Origin of the sequence: Novosphingobium piscinae (genome assembly GCF_014230355.1) — a bacterium.
Taxonomy (GTDB): domain Bacteria; phylum Pseudomonadota; class Alphaproteobacteria; order Sphingomonadales; family Sphingomonadaceae; genus Novosphingobium; species Novosphingobium piscinae.
Window position 1 is genome coordinate 111,552 of the sequence record NZ_JACLAX010000005.1, and the last position, 19,502, is coordinate 131,053.

Genomic DNA, 19,502 nt, shown 5'->3' on the forward strand with positions numbered 1-19,502 from the left:
TTCCCCAGTGCGAGCCGGTCCGGCCAAACCCCTTTCAGGACGACTGCTCCTCCCGCTATGCTCGGCGCCATGACCAATCCGCTCGATCGCGCCGCTGCTGCCCTGGCGGACCAGCCCGCGGTGGCCGAGCGTCTTGCCCGGATGCTGGTGACGCAGCAGCCGGGTGATCCCCGACCCAGGCTCATCCTGGCTTCGGCCTTGCGCAGGCTCGGACGGGCCGACCAGGCCCTGCCGCTGCTGTCCGACCTCGCCCGTGCCTTCCCACAGGCCGCGCGCACCCGCTACGAACTCGGGCTGTCACTGGCTGCCCTGAGCCGGGACCGCGAGGCTGACCGCGAGCTTGACCACGCCGTCCGGCTCGACCCCAATCTTGGCCCCGCCTGGGAGGCGATCGAACAGCGGGCTTTTGCTGCCGGAGATGGTCAGCGCGAGCGGCGTGCCCAGGCAGCGCTGGCCCGGATAGACGCTGGAGATCCCGAACTTGGCCGGGCTGCCGAGCTGGTCGTGCTCGAACGGTTCGGTGAGGCCGAGCCGCTCCTGCGGCGTTTCTGCCTGGCCCAACCCGATCACCCCGAGGGCCTGCGCCTGATGGCTGCATGCCAGGTGGCGGCACGTGGCTTCGCTGCGGCGGAAACGCTGCTCAACCATGCCTTGTCGCGCGCGCCGGGCTCGCGGCGGATCCGCTTCGACCTTGCCCATGCGCTGTTCGCCGGACGCCGGGCCGAGCCTGCCCTCGCGGCGCTTGCTCCCCTGCTTGAAGCCGATCCGGACAATGCGGCCTACCGCAATCTGCTGGCAGCCTGCCTCGGGCTGCTGGGTGACGATCGCGGCGCCGAGGCGATCAACGCCGAACTGGCAGCCGCCTTTCCACACAATCCGCGCATCGCGGTGAACCATGCCCACGCAGCGCGGACGGCAGGCGAGCGCGAGCGCGCGATTGCCGCCTATCGTCGGGCAATTGCGCTCCACCCGCGCGGGGGGGAGGCGTGGTGGGGCCTCGCCAACCTCAAGGTTGGAGCGCTGACCACCGAGGACGAGACCAGCCTGCGCACCCTGCTGGCCGCTGACCTGCCCGACGACGAGCGGATGCGGATCGAGTATGCCCTGGCCAGGCGGCTCGAGGACGCGGGCAAGGCGGACGAGGCGATGGACCACTATGCCCGTGGCGCCGCGCTAGCGCGGACTAGGTTCGCCTATGGCCAGCGCGACTATCCGGCTGAGCTGGCTGCCACCCGCACCACGTTCACCCCTGCCTTCCTGGCGGCGCGGGCTGGGTGGGGCTGCCTCGATCCCGCGCCGATTTTTGTGGTCGGGCTGCCACGCTCCGGCTCGACGCTGGTCGAGCAGATCCTCGCCAGCCACCCGGCGATCGAGGGGACCATGGAACTGCCCTACATGGGCATCCTCGCTGGCGAGATCGAGGCCGGCGGCCCCGCCGCGCTGGCCGCCGCCGGACCAACCGAGGTGCGCGCCTGGGGCGAGCGCTACCTGGCCAGCGCGAAGATCCACCGCCGGCTCGGCCGCACCCACTTCATTGACAAGATGCCCAACAATTTCAGGCACATCGGCCTCATCCGGCTAGTTCTGCCGCAGGCCCGGATCGTCGATGTCCGCCGGCATCCGATGGCGGCATGCTTCTCCGGGTTCAAGCAGCTGTTCGCCGAGGGCCAGGAGTTCTCCTATGATCTCGGCGATCTTGGCCGCTACTACCGGCACTATCTCGCTACGGTCCGCCATTTCGTCGGAGCTGCCCCCGGCGCCGTACACACGCTGCTTTACGAGGACCTGATCGAGGATACCGAACGGGAAGTCCGCCAGCTGCTCGCCTACCTGGGGCTGCCGTTCGACCCAGCCTGCCTGCGCTTCTTCGAGAACGATCGCGCGGTTCGCACCGTCAGCTCGGAGCAGGTCCGTCAGCCGATCTACCGGTCCGGCCTCGATCACTGGCGCGCGTTCGAACCCTGGCTCGGCCCCCTGGCCGAGGCCCTCGGCGAGGATCGTACCAACTGGCGCGAGACCGCGCCGCTACCCCCTCTCTGATGCGGAGTTCGCTGTGTCCCTTACCGCTGCCCCTCGCCTGATCCTGCTGGCCGCCGCCGTGGTGGCGTTCGCCGGGGGCACCCGTCCCGCTGCGGTCTCGGCGCAGGACAAACCGGGCAACAAGGCGGCGGTCGAACCGGCCAGCGCCGGGCGCGAACTCTACGAGCAGATCTGCCAGGCCTGCCACATGCCCGATGCCAAGGGCGGGATGGGTGCCGGGACCGGCGTCCCGGCCCTCGCCGGCAATGCCCATCTGGCCGACAAGACTTTCGTGATCGCGCGGGTCTGGCACGGCTATGGCGGCATGCCGCGGTTCGGGGCTCTGCTCAGCCCAGAGCAGGTGGCCGCAGTAACAACCTATGTCCGCAGCCACTTCAACGCCTATCCCGATCCGGTGACCGTCGAGGAGGTGGCCAAGGTCGCCGACGGCGCCCCACCGCAGGTTGCCTGCAACTGCACCCACTGACCTGCCTCTGCGCCCGGCGAACCCGCCGGACGCTCCCCGACGTCTCCGCTCCCGCCGCAAAGGATTGACCATGTTCGACGACCTGACCGCGCCATCCCGCCGCAGCCTGCTGGCGATGATTGGCCGCGCCGGCGGCAGCCTCGCCATGTACCAGGCCATGACCTCGCTGGGTCATGCCGCCGACAGCCAGTTCTCTGGACCGCCGAAGCTGTCCGGCGCACGGCCGGGCGCCAGCGTGCTGGTGCTGGGCGCCGGCATTGCCGGGCTGCTGTCAGCCTACGAGCTGATGAAGGCGGGCTACAAGGTGCAAATTCTCGAGTTCCAGGGCCGGACCGGCGGGCGCAATTGGACCCTGCGCGGCGGCGACACCGTCACCGAAATCGGCGGCGCGACCCAGACGGTCGGCTTTGCCCCGGGCAACTATCTTAATCCCGGTCCCTGGCGCCTGCCCTATCATCACCAGACCATGCTGCATTATTGCGACGAGCTGGGGGTCGAGCTCGAACCGTTCGTCCAGCTCAACAACAATGCCTTCATCCACTCCGCCAAAGCCTTCGGCGGCAAGCCGCAGCGCCACCGCGAGCTGGTGGTCGATTTCAACGGCCATGTCAGCGAGCTGATGGCCAAGGCGCTCAACCAGGGCGCGCTCGACCAGCAGATCAGCAAGGAGGACAAGGAGAAGCTGCTGGTCGCGATGCGCGAATGGGGCGTGCTCGACAAGTCCGACCGCTACACCAGCAGCATCCACGTCGCGGACCGGCGCGGCTATGACCGCGCACCCGGCGGCGGGGTGGGCGGGGCCCCGATCGCCTCGAGCGTCAACGGCCTGTCCGACGTGCTCGACAGCAAGGTGTGGAACCTGATCGGGTTCTATCTCGAGTATGTGATGCAGCAGACCATGTTCCAGCCCAAGGGCGGCATGGGCCGGATCGGCGACGCCTTCGTCAAGAAAGTCGGGCACCTGATCCGCCTCAACACCCGGGTCACCCGGATCACCCAGGACGACAAGGGCGTGGCCGCCGAGTGGACCGATGCGAAGACGGGCCAGACCGGCACAGCCCGGGCCGATTTCATGGTCTGTACGATCCCGGCCAGCATCCTGGCGCAGATCCCGATCCAGGTTTCGGCGGCCAAGCAGGCGGCGATCAAGGCCCTGCCCTACAACTCGTCGGTCAAGATCGGGCTCGAGATGAAAAGCCGGTTCTGGGAAAAGAAGTACCACATCTATGGCGGGCACAGCTTCACCGACCAGGCGATCAACCTGATCTCCTATCCCTCGATGGGCTTCTTCAGCAAGGGACCGGCGGTGCTGCTGGGCGGCTATCCCTTCGGCCTCGGTGCCTACATGCTCTCGGGCATGACGCCGGAGAAGCGCATCGAGGAAGCCCTGCGCCAGGGCAGCGTGCTCCACGAGGAGTATCGCGACGAGTTCCTGAAAGGCGTATCGGTGGCGTGGAGCCGCCAGCCCTGGATCATGGGCTGCTGCGCCGAATGGACCGAGCAGACCCGGGCGGCGCATTACCAGAACCTCGCTTCGATCGACGGTCGGATCGTGCTGGCGGGCGAGCACGTGTCCTATTATGGCTGCTGGCAGGAAGGCGCGGCCACCTCGGCGATCGACGCGGTCACCCGTCTTCACCAGCGCGCGCTGGCTGCCTGATCCGGGCGCACCCATCGGGTCGGCCCGGAACGGGTCGGCCCGCGGGCAGCGGAGAGAGAACCCGATGACCCGTTCTGGCGCGGCCCACCCGCTGACCCACCGCACCGCGACGCTCGACGATCTACCTGCGCTGCACGGCCTGATCGACCGGGCGATCGCGACGTTGCAACAAGGCTTCCTCAGCCCGCAGCAGATCAGCGCCAGCCGGCACGTCATGGGGCTGGACACCCAGTTGATCCGCGACGGCACCTATCTGGTGGTCGAACGCGAGGGCGCGATCGTCGGCTCGGGCGGGTGGAGTTACCGGGCGACGCTGTACGGCGGAGACCAGAGCGTGGTGGCGCGCGAGGTGGCCGAGCTTGACCCGGCCCAGGATGCGGCACGGATCCGGGCGATGTACACCGACCCCGCCTGCGCGCGGCAGGGCATCGGCCGCCAGGTCCTGACGCTCTGCGAGAACGCGGCCCGGGCGCGCGGCTTTCGCCGCGCCGAGATGATGGCGACCCTGGCCGGCGAGCCGCTGTACCGGGCCTGCGGCTATATCCCGATCGAACAGGTCACCGCCGGACCGATCGACGGGGTTAGCGTGCCGCTGGTGCGCATGGGCAAGGCGCTCTAGAGCGATGCCCCGGCGCAGCCCGTTCCGGCCGTCTCGGGCCCTCCCCGTCCGCGCACTACCCCTGCTGGCCCTCCCCCTGTTGGCCATACCTCGACTGGCCCTGTCGCCGGCTGCCGCGGACCCGGTTCCGCCCCCGCTCACGCTGGCCATCGGGGGCGACATGATTGGGCCCTTCGTTCCCGGCAGTGCTGCCGAGGAACCCGCAGTAGCCGAGGTCTGGGCCTTGTTCCGGTCAGCCGATGTCGGGTTGGCCAACCAGGAGGGCTCGATCTTCGATTCTGCGACCTTCACCGGACTGGCCGCGGCCGAAAACGGTGGCGGCTATCCGTTGGCGCCCGCGGTCATCGCGGCCGAGCTGCGCAGCCACGGGATCGCCATGGTCAGCAAGGCAAACAACCATGCCACCGACTACGGGACGGCCGGACTGCTCGCCAGCATCGAGGCGCTGGCCGCGGCCGGCATCACCCAGGCAGGCGGCGGCCGCGATCGCGCGGCGGCCTGCGCCCCGGCCTATGTTCAGCGCGGCGTCGGCACGGTGGCGCTGATCAGCGCAGCGACCACGTTTCCGCCGATGGCTGCAGCCATGGCCCCGGTCACCAGCCGCGGCGGACGTTTCGAGCGCCCCGGCATCTGCACGATCCGCACCCGCGAAGTCGTGCTGGTCCCGCCCCGGCGCATGGCTGCCCTACGCGCAGCCGCCGGTCCGGCGGTCCTGCCGGTCCCCGGTGAACCGGGCGCCTGGCGCATCGGCGACACCCTGTTCCGCCCCGCGGCGCAGGCCGGTCACCGCATGGAGGCCGCGCCGGAGGACGTGGCCGGCGTGATCGCTGCGATCGGCGCGGCGCGGGCGCAAGGCGCGGTGGTGGTCTTTGCGCTCCACGCCCACGAGACGGCGGGGACCATCGACCCGTTGCCGCCCGCCGCCTTCGAGCCGATGCTGCTGCATCGCGCCAACGAGGCACCCAGCCCGGACGATCCCGCTCCCGCCGCCTTCCTGCCCGGCCTGTTCCACCAAGCCATCGACGCCGGCGCTGACGTGGTGGTGCGGACCGGGCCACACGGGCTCAACGGCGCCGAGCTCTATCGCGGCAAGCCGATCCTGTGGGGCCTGGGTAGCCTGGTCTTCGCCTTTGGCGGACGGCGCAGCTATGTCGCGCCAGGCGGCCAGCGGATGAATTTGCCGGATGACTGGTTCACCGCATTGGTGGCCAAGGTGCAGGTCGCGCCCGATCGCGCGGTGCGGGTCGAGCTACATCCGGTCGCGCTGGCCAGCAGCGCCGAGCCCTTGCGCGATGGCCTGCCGCACCGCCTGTACGGACCCGGCGCGGCAGAGGTGCTCGAGCGGTTCCGACGGCGTTCGGCCGCCATCGGCACCGCGGTGCGGGTCCATGGCGATGTCGCCAGCCTTGATGGGACAGTCCCATGAGCATCGCCTTCTACGACGCCGCCGCAGTGGCGGCCCGGCTGGACTATCGCGGCTGCATCGCCGCGGTGCGGGCCGCCATGGCCGCGCTCAGCTCAGCCGGGACAGCGCAGCCGCTGCGCCAGATCATCCCGCTAGGCGAAGGCCGCGCATTCGCCACCATGCCGGGCGGGCTGGACGGTCCGCTCGGCTTCGGGGCGAAGCTCATCAGCGTTTTTGCCGAACCGGGGGAACCTGGACGCTCGCGGCATCAGGGGCTGGTCGTGGCCTTCGATCCGGTCTCGGGCGCGGTAGTCTGCGCCGCCGATGCCGAGACGGTCACCGCGATCCGCACCGCCTGCGCCACCGCGGCCGCCACCGACGCCCTGGCCCGACCGGACGCGCGCACCCTCGCGATCTTCGGCACCGGCCTCCAGGCTGAGCACCACCTGCGTGCGATGCCGCTGGTGCGGAGTTTTGAGCGCATCATCCTGTGGGGCCGCGACGCGGCCAAGGCCACCGCGCTAGCCGCGCGGCTGGAGTTGGAACTCGACCTGCCGATCGCCCCGACCAGCGACGGCGAGGCCGCCGCCAGCGCGGCCGACGTGATCTGCACCGTGACCGGCTCGCCCACGCCGGTGATCGAAGGAGCGTGGGTCCGCCCCGGCACCCATGTCAACCTGGTCGGCTCGAGCCATCTCGGCCCGGTCGAGGCCGACGTGGCGCTGGTTGCAGCCGCGCGCTACATCGCCGACTATCGCCCCGGCGCCCTTGCCCAGGGGGCCGAGCTGGCCGCGGCGCGGGCCGCCGGGCTGGTCGGCGACGATCATGTCGTGGCCGAGATCGGCGAGGTCTTTGCCGCACTGAAGCCTGGCCGGCGCAATGCCGCAGAGATCACGCTCTACAAGTCGCTCGGCCATGTCGTGCAGGATCTCGCCGCGGCGCGGTACCTGCATCAGAGGGGCCCAGGTGAGGCAGGCGCCTGATCCTGCCGGCGATCAGCTGCCAGGCTTGGCGAAGATGCTCCGCGCGTGCCAGGCCGGCCGCGCCGGAGCGTCGGCAACCGTGCGGACCAGCGCGCTGACATAGCGCGTGAAGGTGCCGATCTCGGCCGGCATCACCGGCTGGGCTGGATCGTCCTTGGGCGAATGGTAGAGATTAGCACGCCAGGCACGCTCGACCGCGGCCTCCGGAGTATCCTTGGCGAAGCCGAACTTCATGAACAGGCTGGGCACACCGGCGCGGATGAAGCTGTACTGGTCGGAGCGGATGAACACGTTACGGTCGGGCAAGGGGTCGGGCACGACCGGCAAGCCGAACCGCGCAGCGACCGTCGTCGCGGCCTCACCCAGGGTGCTTTCCTCGTAGCCGATCGGCGTGACCGTGCGCAGCGGGAAGATCGGCAGCGGCATGTCGAAGTTGATATCGGCGATCAGGCCGGTGCGGGGCACAGTCGGGTGGGTCGCGAAATAGCGCGAACCCAGCAGCCCGGCCTCTTCTGCCGTCGGGATCAGAAACAGCACCGAACGCCGCGGCCGTTGACGCGCGCGCGACAGGTCGCGAGCGATCTCGAGCACGCTGGCGACGCCGATGCCGTTGTCGAGGGTGCCGTTGTAGATCGCATCGCCGTCGACTGGCTCGCCCACGCCCAGCCCGTCAAGATGCGCCGAGACCACCACGTGCTCGCGCGCCAGACGGGGATCGCGGCCCGGCAGCACGGCCACCAGGTTGGCGCTGGTGAGCGGCGTGCTGGTGGTCTTGACCGTTGCGGACAGGCGCTGCGCCAGGTCAAAGCGTGGCAGTGCCGCCGAGGCATCGGCCAGCACAGCCAGTTCGGCATAACTGTGCGCGGATCCGGCGAACAGGCGCTCGCTGGCTTCGGGGCTGACCTGCGCCGAAAAGAACGCCCCGCCTACGTCGCGCGCCGCCGGATCGCGCAGCATGACGGCGGGGCGCGCGGACAGGCCGATGGCGCGAGCCCAGGGGATTTCGATCTGCTTGGCCGTGGTCAGGGTGATGAGCCCGAGTGCGCCGCGCGCGGCGAGCTGGCGGTTCCGCTCAGCCCTGGCGTGGGCCTTGCGCGCTCCGGAGATGGCTCCGGGACCACCCGCTATCACCACGACGATCTTGCCGCGCACCTCGACCGCCGCGAAATCGTCGTGACCGGTACCCGGCATGGACAGTCCATAGCCGGCGAAAACCAGTGGCACGTCGGCCAGGCTGGCCGGATAGGCATGCCGGCCGGTCAGGAAGGCCTCGGTCGGGAGGGCGAATTGGCTGGTCCCGCCCGGCCCGGTCAAGGCCACACTGGATTCGGCCGCCAGCACCCGTTGCGACAGGAAGGCGACGGGCTGGAAATAGCCGCGATCCCCGGCCGGCTTGAGCCCGAGTGCCTCCAGTTCGCGCGCGACCAGCGCCGCGGCGCGGTCATAACCCGGCGTGCCGGTACCGCGGCCCTCGAAGGAATCGGCGGAGATCGTGCGGGTAAAGTCCCAGATCCGCGCGCCACGCGCGGCATCGGCCTGGGCGTGGGCAGCGCTGGCTGCGGGACGCTCTTGCGCCAGACAGGCGGGTGTCAGCGCCGCGGTGAGCAGCCAGCCGACAACCTTGCGTCCATGCGTCATGCCAGCCCCCCCCTTCGGCCACCACCCGGGACCTCGGCCATCAGGGCTAGATAAGCAGGCGGGGGCCGTCAATGCAGCCAAACTGCGTAGCTGCAGCCCGTCCGCGCGGCGGTGGGCGGACATGTCCCGACGGTGCCGCCGGCGGGCCAACGCGGCCGGTCTAGAACCGTTCGACCGGCAGCGGATCGTTGGCGAAATCAGGTACGACGGCGTGCCCGTCCCAGTGGGTCACCGCGATGCACAGCACCGACGCCAGAGCCATTCCAAAGACGATTGTGACTGCTTCGATCAGCGCACGATCCATGATCGGCCTCCTTCCCTGGAGGCACTTTGGACCTTGCGCCTGAAGCCCCGGTTAGGGTTGTCGCTTGATCCCGTCCAACCGCGTGGCCACGCGCAAATGCGTAGACTGGACCACGAACCGGGCCGCGTTCAGAACAGCCCGAGCCGGGCGATCTCGTCCAGCTTGAGGTCGATCGCGAAGATATCGCCAAGGGCCTCGCGCCATTCGCCAGCCGTCGCGAGGTGACGCTTGCTCGCCGCCCCCCCAGTATGCAGCGAGAGTTCGCACCCGCTCAGCGCGGCAAAGCCGTCGGGCAGGACAGCAGAGGCGAGACAGCCGCTGGTGAAGCGGGTGCCCGGTCGGGTGCTGGTCCACCAGTTCGACAGTTCCAGATCGACTGGTGCAACCTCGCTGAGGTTGAAGCTGTACTGCGGCGCCCAGACGCCAATGGCAGTCGCCCTGCCATCCGTAGCCGAGGCAGGGCCAAGCCGCTCGAGCAGCCAGGCTCCATGCGCCTGCGTAGCCTCACCGCAGCGCATCAGCCGGTGGACCGCGCCGTCAGGCGTTTCTGCAGTCGACCCGTCAACGAGGGGCAGCGGCGGGACATAGCTGCCCCCGAAACCCGCGTCGGCCAGCCAGGTCTCCGCACCGATGGTGACGAGCCGGAGGGTGTGGGTCAGCGGGGGGATTATCGCCGGTTCGGCCGGGCGCTGCAGCCCCAGCCAGACGCGGGCCAGGAGCGGCCGGTTGGGCAGGCCAAGTTCGTCCAGGATGGCCCCGAACAAGGCATTGTGTTCGAAGCAATAGCCACCGCGACGCCCGCCCAGCTTGGCCCAGACGGCCGGGAGTCCCAACGGGATGGGGCGCCCGAGCATCACGTCGAAATTCTCGAAACCGATCGCCAGCCGATGGGCCCGCTGTAGAATCTGCAGCCCGGCCGGAGTGGGGTCGGGCCTCTGGTCAAGGCCGATTCGGGCAAGGTACGCGTCAAGCATCGACGCCGGTGTTCGGATCAGCCGCGGTCCTGTCAATCATGCGGTGCGAGCTCAGAACGACAGGCGTCGCAGGTGTTCCTCGATCAGGCGTTCGCGATCAGCCCACGGAAACTCATGCCGGGCGATGAGCAGCGACACCAGTCCGTGGATGTGGGCCCAGGTCGACTGGGCAAGGATCATCGCCCTCTCGTCATCGTCCCCGACATGCTCGACGATGACACGATGCCATTGCGCAAAGCACAACAGGCCGGCTTCAAGCACCGGATCGTGCGATAGACCGTCCGCCGCGCCCAGGGATTTGCACCCCTGGGGATCCTCGAGCATGAAGGCCACCCGGTACATATCGGGTTGGGCGAGCGCGAAGTCGATGTAGGCGCGGGCCATGCGACGCAAGCGTTCGTCCGACCCGGCAGGAACCGCTACGACCCGGGCCATCGCCTCCGCCAAGGCCGCGAATGCCCGGACACAGAGTTCGGCGGCGATCTCGTCGGCGCTGCGGAAGTGGGCATAGAGCGAAGGCTGCGAGATGCCCACCGCCTGCGCAATCTGGCGGGTGGTGACCTGGGCCATGCCCTTCTGGGCAAACAGTTTCAGCGCCGCATCGAGGATCTGCGCACGCCGGTTCCCGCCGCGCCGGCGGCCGTCGGCCTCCGCCTGGTCTGCCATGGTCTCGATCATGCGGCGACTGTGGGAACTTGACAGCCCTCCGTCAACCTATCATTGATAGCCTATCGACGATAGGAAAGGTTGGCGCGATGAACGGCGTGGAGCATGAGCGGCGGGGCACGACGGCGCGGACGCGCACGGTGCTGGCCGCCGGACTGGCCATCGCGGCCATCGCCGCCGCCTTGGTCTGGGGTCGTGCATCACCGGGCGAACCCACGCCCCCGGCCAGCCTTCCGGTGCTCCCGGTGCAGGTTGCCGCGGTCCTGCCCGAGGAGGGGCAGGAACCGGCGGAGGGCAGCGCCCTGGCCAGCACTGCGGCGGCGGCCGGCGGCTGGTTTGCCGCGGTGCTGCATCATGATCGCGAGGCCCGGCTCGGGTTTCGGGTGCCGGGGCGCCTGTCCAGCCTGCCGGTGCGGATCGGTGACCGTCTCCCTGCCGGCGCGCTGCTGGCGCAGCTGGATCCGGCACTCTATGCTGCGGCAGCCGAACGCGCCGCGGCGGACTATGCCCGGGTCAGCCGCACCGCGGAGCGCACATCCGGCCTGGCCCGCGAGGGCGCCGCAGCAGCCGCGCAGGCCAGCGATGCCACCGATCTGTCCCGCGCGGCGGCCGCCGGCCTCGCCGCAAGCCGCACCGACCTGCGCGATACGCGGCTGACCATGCCCTTTGCCGGCACGGTGATCGAGCGTGCGGCCGAGCAGGGCGAGGTCGTCAGCCCGGGCCAGCCAGTTCTGACCGTGGCCGACACCGCCTCACCCCTGCTCGCCCGCGCCCAGGTGCCGGCCGCGGTGGCCGTGGGACTGCAGCAGGGCCAGTCCGGGCAGGTCCGGCTAGCCGATGGTCAGCTACGCAGCGCGCGCGTGCTGCGCGTGGCAGGCGCCGCGGATAGCCGGACCGGTCTCGTCACGGTCGAGCTGGCGCTCGCGTCTGGTGCAGGAGCGATCAGCGGAGCGCCGGCTTCGGTCCAGCTTGCCGCCGCGAGCGAAACCGCTGCGACTCCCGGACGATCCAGAGTCCTGCGGATCCCGGCCGAGGCGCTGCTCGAAGCGCAGGGCCACCGGGCGTCCGTCTATGTGATCGATCTCAAGGGCCGGGCCCGCCGCCGGCCGGTTGAGCTGCTCGGCCTCGTCGACCGCGATGCCCGGATCATGGGACTGCCCGTGGGAGTGCGGGTGATCACCCTGGGCGCCGGTTTCGTACGGGACGGACAGCGCGTCGAGGTGACGCGGTGAACGCGCTGATCGCCTTTTCCGTCAAGCGCTGGCAGTTCATGCTCCTCGCGGTCGGCCTGCTGATCGCGCTGGGCCTGATCACTTTCGCCAAACTTCCGCGCACAGAGGACCCACCGCTATCGACCCCCGGCTTCACGATCACCATCGTCCTGCCGGGGGCCACGCCGGAAACGATCGAGCAGCAGATCACCCGACCGGTTGAGGACGCGCTGGCGGGGCTCGACAACCTGCGCGACCTCCGCTCGACCAGCAGCGACGGGGTCTCCTCGATCAATGCCGAATACATCTGGGGCACCAATGGCGATCGCAAGTACGACGAGGTTGTCCGCGAGGTGAACGCGCTGCGCGCCACGCTGCCCGCAGGCGTGGCGCGCGTCGACATCCGTCGCTGGCGGCCGACCGCCTTGCCCATCGTACAGGTCGCCCTCGTCAGCGAAATTCTGCCCATGCGCTCGTTCGAGAAACTGGCGCGCGACTTGAAGAACCGGCTGGCGCGAATTCCGGGGATCCGCAAGGCCGAGGTTCTGGGTGCGCCGGGGAGCGAGGTGCGGGTGGCGCTCGATATGGCCCGCCTCTCGGCCCAGGGCATCGCCCCCGGTGCCGTGGTCGAGGCCCTGCGCGCCGGCGGAGCGGAAACCCCGATCGGCGCAGTCGATGCCGGCGCACGGCGTTTCAGCCTGCGCTACGGTGGGGCCTATCCCGACCTGGCCGCGGTGCGGGCGACACCGGTGATCGCGCCCGGCGGCAGCGCGCTCACCGTGGGCGATCTCGCCGAAGTCGACTGGGCCGAACGCGAGGCGCAACACATCATCCATTTCCGCGGCCAACGCGCGCTGCTGGTCACTGCCGAGCAGAGCGACCGCCAGGACGTGACCCGACTGACCAAAGCGATTGATGCGGAGTTGATGGCCTTCCAACGGCTTCTGCCCGGCAGTGTGAGGCTCGAGCGCGGCTTTGTCCAGGCCGAGAACGTGCGCAACCGCCTCGACCACCTGGTTCGCGACCTCGTGCTTGCCCTGGGGATCGTCGCGATCACCCTCCTGCCTCTCGGCTGGCGGGCGGGCGGGGTCGTCATGGTGGCGATCCCGGTCTCGCTGCTGATCGGCATCCTTGTCCTGGCCGCCTTCGACCTCACCCTCAACCAGCTCTCGGTTGCCGGCTTCGTCCTGTCATTGGGCCTGCTGGTCGACGATGCCATCGTGGTGATCGAGAACGTCGCGCGTTGGCTGCGCGATGGTGCAGACCGAACCACTGCAGCGATCGGCGCGACGTCGCAGATCGCTCTCGCTGTCCTGGGCTGCACCGCCTGCCTGATGTTCGCTTTCCTACCGTTGATTGCCCTGCCCGAAGCCTCGGGCGAGTTCATCCGGTCGCTCCCGGTCGCGGTATTGGGAACGGTGGCCGGGTCGTTGCTGGTCGCGTTGACGCTGATCCCGTTCCTGGCCGCCCGGGTGCTGCCGCGCAACGAGGACCCGCATGGCAACCGTCTGCTGCGCAGCACGACCGGGCTTATCGAGCGCCTCTACGCCCCAGTGCTGCACCGTGCCCTGGAACGGCCCTGGCGCGCGCTGGCGGCGATCTTCCTGCTGGCCGCGCTTGCGGTTCCGCTCCTGGCGACGATCGGCTCAAGCCTGTTTCCGCCGGCCGATCTGCCCCAGTTCCTGGTGCGGGTGGACATGCCGCGCGGGACCGCACTCGATACCACCCAGGCCATGGTCCGGCGCGTCGAACAGCGGCTGTTGCGCGAACCCGACGTGGCCTGGACTGTCGCCAATACCGGCCGAGGCAATCCCTCGCTCTATTACAACGTCGTGCCCGCGCCGGAGGATCCGGCACGGGGCGAGGTCGCTGCCGGGCTCAAGGCCTGGGAGCCGGCCCGCAGCCCGCAGCTGCTGGAGCGACTGCGCACCGACCTCCAGCGGATTCCCGGAGCGCAGATCAAGCTCCAAACCTTTACCCAAGGACCGGCCATCGAGGCGCCGATCGCGCTGCGCCTGGTCGGCCCCGATGTGGCCACCCTCAGCCGGCTGGCCCGGCAGGCCGAAGCCGTGCTGCAGACGATGCCCGAGTTGCGCGACATCGGCAATCCGCTGCGCATTGCCCGAACCGACCTGGCCCTCGATGTCGACGAAGCGCGGGCACGGGCGCTGGGCGTGCCCGCCGGCGCGCTCCGTTCGGCCACCCAGCTCGCGCTCGGCGGGGCAAGCCCGGCGATCCTGCGCGACGCCGATGACGACGACTACCCACTGACCGTGCGGTTGCCGATGGCCGGCCACAATCGGCTCGACGTGCTGGGCCGGATCATGGTCCCCACCGCCAGCGGCGCGGCGGTCCCGCTGACCAGCCTGGCGACCCCCGACCTGCGGTCCGGTCCGGCCGAGATCGACCGCTACCAGCGCCAGCGCTCGGTCACCCTCACCGCCTGGGTCAAGGAGGGGGTGCTGGTCTCGCGGGCCACCGAGGCGGCGGTCGCGCGGATCGGACAGAGCGTGCGGCTGCCACCCGGCTATGCTTTGAAGGTGGGGGGCGAAGCGGAAACCTCGGCCCGCAGTTTCGGCGGGCTGCTACCGGCCATCATCACTGCTTCGCTCGGCATCCTCGCCGTGTTGGTGCTGGAGTTCGGCCGCTTCCGTCAGGTGGTGGTAATCGCCGGGGTCGTGCCGCTCGGGCTGTTCGGCGCCGTGCTGGCGCTGTGGCTGACCGGCAACAGCCTGTCGTTCACCGCCTCGGTCGGCCTGATCGCCCTTGTCGGGATCGAGATCAAGAACTCGCTGCTCCTGGTCGACTTCACCGAACAGCTCCGCCGCGACGGCCTGCCGGTGCGCGAGGCGGTCGAGCAAGCCGGGTCCATGCGCTTCCTGCCGGTGCTGCTGACCTCGGTCACCGCGATCGGCGGGCTGCTGCCCCTCGCGCTCGAGGGCAATGGGCTCTATTCACCCATGGCCATCGCGATGATCGGCGGGCTGGTAACCTCCACCCTGCTGGCGCGGGTCGCCACCCCGGTCATGTACCTGTTGCTCGCCGGGACCGACCGGCCCCAGGCCGCGCCTCTGCCGCAAGGAGTCCAGCCATGATCATCACCCCGCGCCGGCACCCGCTGATGCTGGCAATGCTGGCCGCCTGGTCGCTCGCTCCTGCCGTCGGGGCGCAGCCTGCCCCGCCCGTGGCCGGCGCGCCGACACCGTCCCCAGCCACCTCGCTCCCTGTAGTCTGGCAGGAAGCGGGCAGCGCCCCGCGAACCGCTGCCGCGCCCTGGTGGCAGGATTTCGCCGATCCCGCGCTCGATGCGCTGGTGGTCCAGGCCCTGGCCGCAGGGCCCGATCTGGCCGCGGCGCAGGCGCGGATCGATCAGGCCCAGGCGGCGGCGCGCGCGGCCGGGGCCGGACGCCTGCCCGGTGGGACCGTCAATGGTACACTGGCGCGGACCGAGCAGTCGCTCCAGAGCGGGCTCGGTCAGGTCACCCGGTTCGTGCCGACGATCCGGCGGACGCAGGACTTCGCGGCGATCAACGCCACGCTCGGCTGGGATCTCGACCTGGGCGGAGGACTGCGCCAGTCCGCCCGGGCCGCCCGCGCCGACCTGACCGCCGCGCGCGCCGCACTGGCCGCGGCCCGGCTAGCGCTGGCGAGCGAGGTGGTCGGCCAATATCTGGCGCTGCGCGAGACCGAGGCGCTGACGCAGATCGTGGCGGCCCAGCGCGAGGATGCCGCGGCGCGGCTGCGCTATGCCGAGCTGCGCCTGGCCCGGGGCGATGTCGCAGCGCGCGAGCGCGACGATCGACAGCGCGATCTGGCGGCGGTCGATGCCCAGCTGCCGTTGCTGGCTGCCCAGGCCAAGGCCGCGCGCCACGCCCTGGCGGTCCTGACCGGACGCGCGGCCGGCAGCGTCCTGCCCGAACTCGCGGCTGCCCCCGCGCGAAGCGGCCAGGTCCCGCTGGCCACCGACCCCGCCGCCGGCATTCCGGCGGAGCTGCTGCGCGCCCGCCCCGACCTCGTCGTGGCCGAGGCGCGGATCGTGGGTGCCCAGGCACGGGTGAAGGCCGCCTTGGGGGAGTACTGGCCGCGCTTCACGCTGGGCGGCCTGCTCGGGTTCGAGAGCAACAGCCTGGCCAGCTTCGGCGGTCCAGCCTCGCGTACCACCCAGGGCTTTCTTGGTCTGCGCTGGCGCCTGTTCGACTTTGCCCGGATCAATGCCGAGGTCGCCGCCGCGCGCGGAGCCGAGCGCGAAACGCTGGCCGCCTACCGCGATGCCGTTCTGCGTGCGGGAGAACAGGTCGAGAGCGCCTTCGCCCTCGCCGCCGGGCGCCGCGCCGCCCTCGCCGCTCAGGACCAGCGCCGCGCGGCCGCTGATGCCGGCCTCGACCGAGCCCGCGCGGCGCACCGGATGGGCGAGATCAGCGACGACCAGCTCCGCGGGGAAAGCCTGTTCCACGCCGCCATCGTCGCCGATCAGCTCGCCGCCCGGCGTGCGCTTGCCGACGCCGTCGTCCAGTGCCGCAAGGCGCTGGGCGGCTGAGGCCTGGGAAGGCTAGCGAGACGTCCAAGCCTCAGCCCGGGACCGCGACCGGCACCAATGGTCTGTCCAAAACTCTGCACGATCGTCAGGTCGCCGGAACTGGAATTTCGGGACCTTCGGTAACAACCGGAAGAGGTATCGGACCCGGTCCCATCCAGTTCAGACGGTCCGTTAACCGGTTGTCCGAGCCGGCTGCAGCATACGCAGGCTTGGCCGATTTTGAGTTAGTTGCCAGATCGGCCAAACCAATTTACCCAGTGCCGGAATCGACCACAAGGATGCACCGGCCAATGCTGACCAACCGCTCCCTGATCATTCTGGCACTGACGAGCCTTACGGCAGGGACCGGTCCGGCGCTTGGCCAGGCACCAACCGCCGCCCCCGCCGCGAAGCCGGGCGAACGCACGGTGCAGGTGCTGGCAGAGGGCTGGCGCTTCAAGCTGGAGGGGGCCGCCTCCGGCCCCGAACAGCCCGGTTTCGATGATGCGGGCTGGGCCACGGTCGCCGTGCCGCACACCTGGAACCGGGTGGGCTATTACCGCGAGGCCAGCGCCGAACGGCTCAACCGGCCAGAGACAATCAACAAGACCATGGGGGTGGGCTGGTACCGCCTGTCCTTCGCCGCTCCGCGGACCGGGGAGAACCAGCGGCTCTGGCTCGAGTTCGATGCGGCCAGCCGTGTCGCCGAGGTCTGGCTGAACGGGGTGCGGCTGGGTGCGCATACCGGCGGCTTTTCCCGCTTCCGCTTCGATGCAACGGCTGCCGTCCGGCCGGGTCAGGCCAATCTGCTGGCCGTGCGGGTGGACAACAGCCGGCCCGCCGCCGGCGCGGCCACGGCCGACGCGCTGCCGCTGGCTGGCGATTTCTTCGTGCATGGCGGGCTCTACCGCCCGGTCCGGCTGATCACCACGAACGCGGTGCACGTCGACATGCTGGACCATGGCGGCAGCGGCATCGCCGCCACAACCGTGGCTCTCTCCCCGGGGCGCGCCGAGGTCCTCGTCGCCACGAAACTGCGCAATGCCGGCACCGCCGCCGCTGCGGTCACGCTGACGACCCGGCTGCTCGACCAGGCTGGACGCACGGCCGCCATGGCGGTCGGCAAGGCCATGCTCGCGGCCGGTGGCACGGCCTCGCGCGAACTGAAGCTTGCGGTGTCCGGCCCGCGCCTGTGGCAGGGAACCGCCGATCCCTATCTCTATTCGCTGGTGGTCGACGTCCGGGCCGACGGCAAGCTGGTCGACCGGGTGGTCCAGCCCTATGGCCTCCGCCAGATGCGCTTCGATGCCGCGCGCGGCTTGCTTCTCAACGGCAAGCCTTATCCGCTGTATGGCGTTGGCTACCACCAGGACCGCGAGGGCAAGGGCTGGGCCGTCAGCGCTGACGATATCGCGCAGGACCTGGCGATCATCCGCGAGATGGGCGCCAACTCGATCCGCCTGACCCATTACCAGCATGGCCAGCCGGTCCACGATCTGGCTGACCGCTATGGGCTGGTGCTGTGGGACGAGATCCCGCTGGTTTCGCAGTGGACCCTTGGTGGGGCGAAGACCGCCAGCCCCGGGCTGCTCGCCAATGCCCGCCAGCAGTTGCAAGAGCTGGTCGCCCAGAACCGCAACCACGCCTCGGTCGCCGCCTGGGGGATCGCCAACGAAGTCGATTTCGGCAATTCGCTCCCCCTCTTCCTGACCGGGGGAACCGGCGCTCCGCCCGATCCAACGGCCCTGCTGGAAGAGCTGGCGAAGCTGGCAAGACAGCTCGATCCCGCCCACCCCTCGGCTCTGGCCACCTGCTGCGAGGGCCGGCTGTTCGCCCCGGGCGTCGAAGTGCCGATCACTGCCACAACGGTCGATCTCGCCGGGGCCAACCGCTATTTCGGCTGGTACTATGGCAAGCCTGACGATCTCGGCCCGGCGCTTGACGCCCTGCACGCGCTGCGACCCCGGCAGCCGCTGGCGCTGACCGAATATGGCGCCGGCGGGGCGATCACCCTGCACACTGACAACCCCCTGGCTGGCCCTCCGGATTCCCGCGGGCGCAAGCAGCCCGAGGAAGTCGAAAGCCTGGTCCACGAAGTCAACTGGCAGGCGATCAAGGCCCGCCCCTATCTCGGCGCCTCCTGGCTGTGGGTCGCCTTCGACTTCGCCAGTACGGTTCGCCAGGAGGGCGATGCGGAGGATATCAACACCAAGGGCCTGGTCACCTACGACCGCCGCGTCCGCAAGGACGCTTGGTACTTCTACAAGGCCAACTGGTCGGCCGAGCCCACCGTTCACATCACTGGCCGGCGCTATGTCGATCGCGCCTATCCGGTCACCGACGTGCGGGTCTACACCAACGCGTTCGCGCCCACTTTATCGCTCAATGGCCAGCCGGTCGACCAGACGGCGCAATGCGCCAACCGCATCTGCGTCTGGCGCGATGTCCGGCTGGTCCCGGGCAGCAACGTGCTGACCGCCAGCGGCCAGTTCGCCGGGCGCACAGTGGTCGACACGGTGACCTGGCAGCTCGACGCAGCGCAAGCGCGCGCGATCCGGATCGATGCGGGGGCCTTGCTCGCCGCCAAGAGCAGCACCGGCCGGTTCGGCTCGGACACCTTCTTCGTCGGCGGCGAGGCGGCCAGCGTTGATCGCCCGGCGGACTATGGCAAGCCGGAACAGCCCACGCCGATCGCGGCGACGGCCGACCGCGAACTGATTGCTACCTACCGCAGCGGCCGCTTCGCCTATCAGGTGCCACTCGCCAATGGCCGCTACCGGGTGCGCCTGACCTTCGTCGAGCCGAGCCGCCAGCCGGTCGAGCGGCTGTTCGACGTGGTGGCGAACGGGACGCCGGTCCTCACCGGAGTGAACGTCGCGGCCCTCGCCGGAGCGCCGCTCACCGCGCTGCAGCGCGAGGTCACGGTCGAGGTGCAGTCTGGCCGGCTTGAGCTCGCCTTCCGCCCGACCCGCGGCGCGGCGGTGGTGTCCGCAATCGAGATCGAGCCGGCCTGACGATCA

Annotated in this window: 14 protein-coding genes; 10 read left to right on the plus strand and 4 right to left on the minus strand. The window is 70.1% G+C overall.

Annotated elements, in window-relative coordinates:
* Window positions 1–69: 69 nt before the first annotated feature.
* The 6 genes from H7F53_RS06900 (at window position 70) to H7F53_RS06925 (ending at window position 7,173) form a co-directional block, all read left to right on the plus strand.
* Window positions 70–2,040, plus strand: coding sequence for a tetratricopeptide repeat-containing sulfotransferase family protein (locus tag H7F53_RS06900; RefSeq protein WP_185678756.1), 1,971 nt, complete (start codon window positions 70–72; stop codon window positions 2,038–2,040).
* 13 nt (window positions 2,041–2,053) lie between these two features.
* Window positions 2,054–2,506: a c-type cytochrome gene (locus H7F53_RS17625; protein WP_185678757.1), complete on the plus strand. Its 453-nt coding sequence runs from the start codon at window positions 2,054–2,056 to the stop codon at window positions 2,504–2,506.
* A gap of 70 nt (window positions 2,507–2,576) precedes the next feature.
* Window positions 2,577–4,166: a flavin monoamine oxidase family protein gene (locus H7F53_RS06910; protein WP_185678758.1), complete on the plus strand. Its 1,590-nt coding sequence runs from the start codon at window positions 2,577–2,579 to the stop codon at window positions 4,164–4,166.
* A gap of 64 nt (window positions 4,167–4,230) precedes the next feature.
* Complete coding sequence (locus H7F53_RS06915; protein ID WP_185678759.1) at window positions 4,231–4,785, plus strand: GNAT family N-acetyltransferase; 555 nt, start codon at window positions 4,231–4,233, stop codon at window positions 4,783–4,785.
* Window positions 4,786–4,945: 160 nt separating this feature from the next.
* Window positions 4,946–6,211, plus strand: coding sequence for a CapA family protein (locus H7F53_RS06920; RefSeq protein WP_185678760.1), 1,266 nt, complete (start codon window positions 4,946–4,948; stop codon window positions 6,209–6,211).
* Window positions 6,208–7,173, plus strand: coding sequence for an ornithine cyclodeaminase family protein (locus H7F53_RS06925; RefSeq protein WP_185678761.1), 966 nt, complete (start codon window positions 6,208–6,210; stop codon window positions 7,171–7,173). The genes H7F53_RS06920 and H7F53_RS06925 overlap by 4 nt, the downstream gene beginning before the upstream one ends.
* 12 nt (window positions 7,174–7,185) lie before the next feature.
* On the opposite strand, the gene H7F53_RS06930 is transcribed toward H7F53_RS06925, so the two are convergent.
* The 4 genes from H7F53_RS06930 to H7F53_RS06945 all read right to left on the minus strand — a co-directional run bounded on the left by H7F53_RS06930 (window position 7,186) and on the right by H7F53_RS06945 (window position 10,767).
* Entirely contained in the window at window positions 7,186–8,811 is a 1,626-nt protein-coding gene (locus H7F53_RS06930; protein ID WP_185678762.1) for a M28 family metallopeptidase, read from the minus strand.
* Window positions 8,812–8,971: 160 nt separating this feature from the next.
* Window positions 8,972–9,115, minus strand: a complete 144-nt coding sequence (locus H7F53_RS06935) for a hypothetical protein (protein ID WP_185678763.1) — start codon at window positions 9,113–9,115, stop codon at window positions 8,972–8,974.
* A gap of 128 nt (window positions 9,116–9,243) precedes the next feature.
* A complete protein-coding gene (locus H7F53_RS06940) occupies window positions 9,244–10,089 on the minus strand; it encodes an arylamine N-acetyltransferase family protein (protein WP_185678764.1) in 846 nt (281 codons plus the stop codon).
* Between the two features lie 51 nt (window positions 10,090–10,140).
* Window positions 10,141–10,767 (minus strand): TetR/AcrR family transcriptional regulator, encoded by a 627-nt coding sequence (locus H7F53_RS06945; protein WP_221773624.1) that lies wholly within the window; start codon window positions 10,765–10,767, stop codon window positions 10,141–10,143.
* Between the two features lie 77 nt (window positions 10,768–10,844).
* On the opposite strand from H7F53_RS06945, the gene H7F53_RS06950 reads away from it, so the two are divergent.
* From H7F53_RS06950 to H7F53_RS06965, 4 genes are all read left to right on the plus strand, one after another.
* Entirely contained in the window at window positions 10,845–11,987 is a 1,143-nt protein-coding gene (locus H7F53_RS06950) for an efflux RND transporter periplasmic adaptor subunit (RefSeq protein ID WP_185678765.1), read from the plus strand.
* The gene (locus tag H7F53_RS06955) at window positions 11,984–15,061 is read left to right on the plus strand and encodes an efflux RND transporter permease subunit (protein ID WP_185678766.1); all 3,078 of its coding nucleotides are present in this window, start codon (window positions 11,984–11,986) and stop codon (window positions 15,059–15,061) included. Before H7F53_RS06950 ends, H7F53_RS06955 begins: the two co-directional genes overlap by 4 nt.
* Entirely contained in the window at window positions 15,058–16,503 is a 1,446-nt protein-coding gene (locus tag H7F53_RS06960) for a TolC family protein (RefSeq protein ID WP_185678767.1), read from the plus strand. The genes H7F53_RS06955 and H7F53_RS06960 overlap by 4 nt, the downstream gene beginning before the upstream one ends.
* Window positions 16,504–16,793: 290 nt before the next feature.
* Complete coding sequence (locus H7F53_RS06965; RefSeq protein ID WP_185678768.1) at window positions 16,794–19,496, plus strand: glycoside hydrolase family 2 TIM barrel-domain containing protein; 2,703 nt, start codon at window positions 16,794–16,796, stop codon at window positions 19,494–19,496.
* The last annotated feature ends 6 nt before the right edge of the window (window positions 19,497–19,502 follow it).

Bases quoted from the DNA above. Each gene is read 5' to 3' on its own strand.
- H7F53_RS06925 (WP_185678761.1), top strand. From the start codon at position 6,208: ATGAGCATCGCCTTCTACGACGCCGCCGCAGTGGCGGCCCGGCTGGAC.
- H7F53_RS06915 (WP_185678759.1), top strand. From the start codon at position 4,231: ATGACCCGTTCTGGCGCGGCCCACCCGCTGACCCACCGCACCGCGACG.
- H7F53_RS06965 (WP_185678768.1), top strand. From the start codon at position 16,794: ATGCTGACCAACCGCTCCCTGATCATTCTGGCACTGACGAGCCTTACG.
- H7F53_RS06945 (WP_221773624.1), bottom strand. From the start codon at position 10,767: ATGATCGAGACCATGGCAGACCAGGCGGAGGCCGACGGCCGCCGGCGC.
- H7F53_RS06935 (WP_185678763.1), bottom strand. From the start codon at position 9,115: ATGGATCGTGCGCTGATCGAAGCAGTCACAATCGTCTTTGGAATGGCT.
- H7F53_RS06920 (WP_185678760.1), top strand. From the start codon at position 4,946: ATGATTGGGCCCTTCGTTCCCGGCAGTGCTGCCGAGGAACCCGCAGTA.
- H7F53_RS06950 (WP_185678765.1), top strand. From the start codon at position 10,845: ATGAACGGCGTGGAGCATGAGCGGCGGGGCACGACGGCGCGGACGCGC.
- H7F53_RS06900 (WP_185678756.1), top strand. From the start codon at position 70: ATGACCAATCCGCTCGATCGCGCCGCTGCTGCCCTGGCGGACCAGCCC.
- H7F53_RS06960 (WP_185678767.1), top strand. From the start codon at position 15,058: ATGATCATCACCCCGCGCCGGCACCCGCTGATGCTGGCAATGCTGGCC.
- H7F53_RS06910 (WP_185678758.1), top strand. From the start codon at position 2,577: ATGTTCGACGACCTGACCGCGCCATCCCGCCGCAGCCTGCTGGCGATG.
- H7F53_RS06930 (WP_185678762.1), bottom strand. From the start codon at position 8,811: ATGACGCATGGACGCAAGGTTGTCGGCTGGCTGCTCACCGCGGCGCTG.
- H7F53_RS06940 (WP_185678764.1), bottom strand. From the start codon at position 10,089: ATGCTTGACGCGTACCTTGCCCGAATCGGCCTTGACCAGAGGCCCGAC.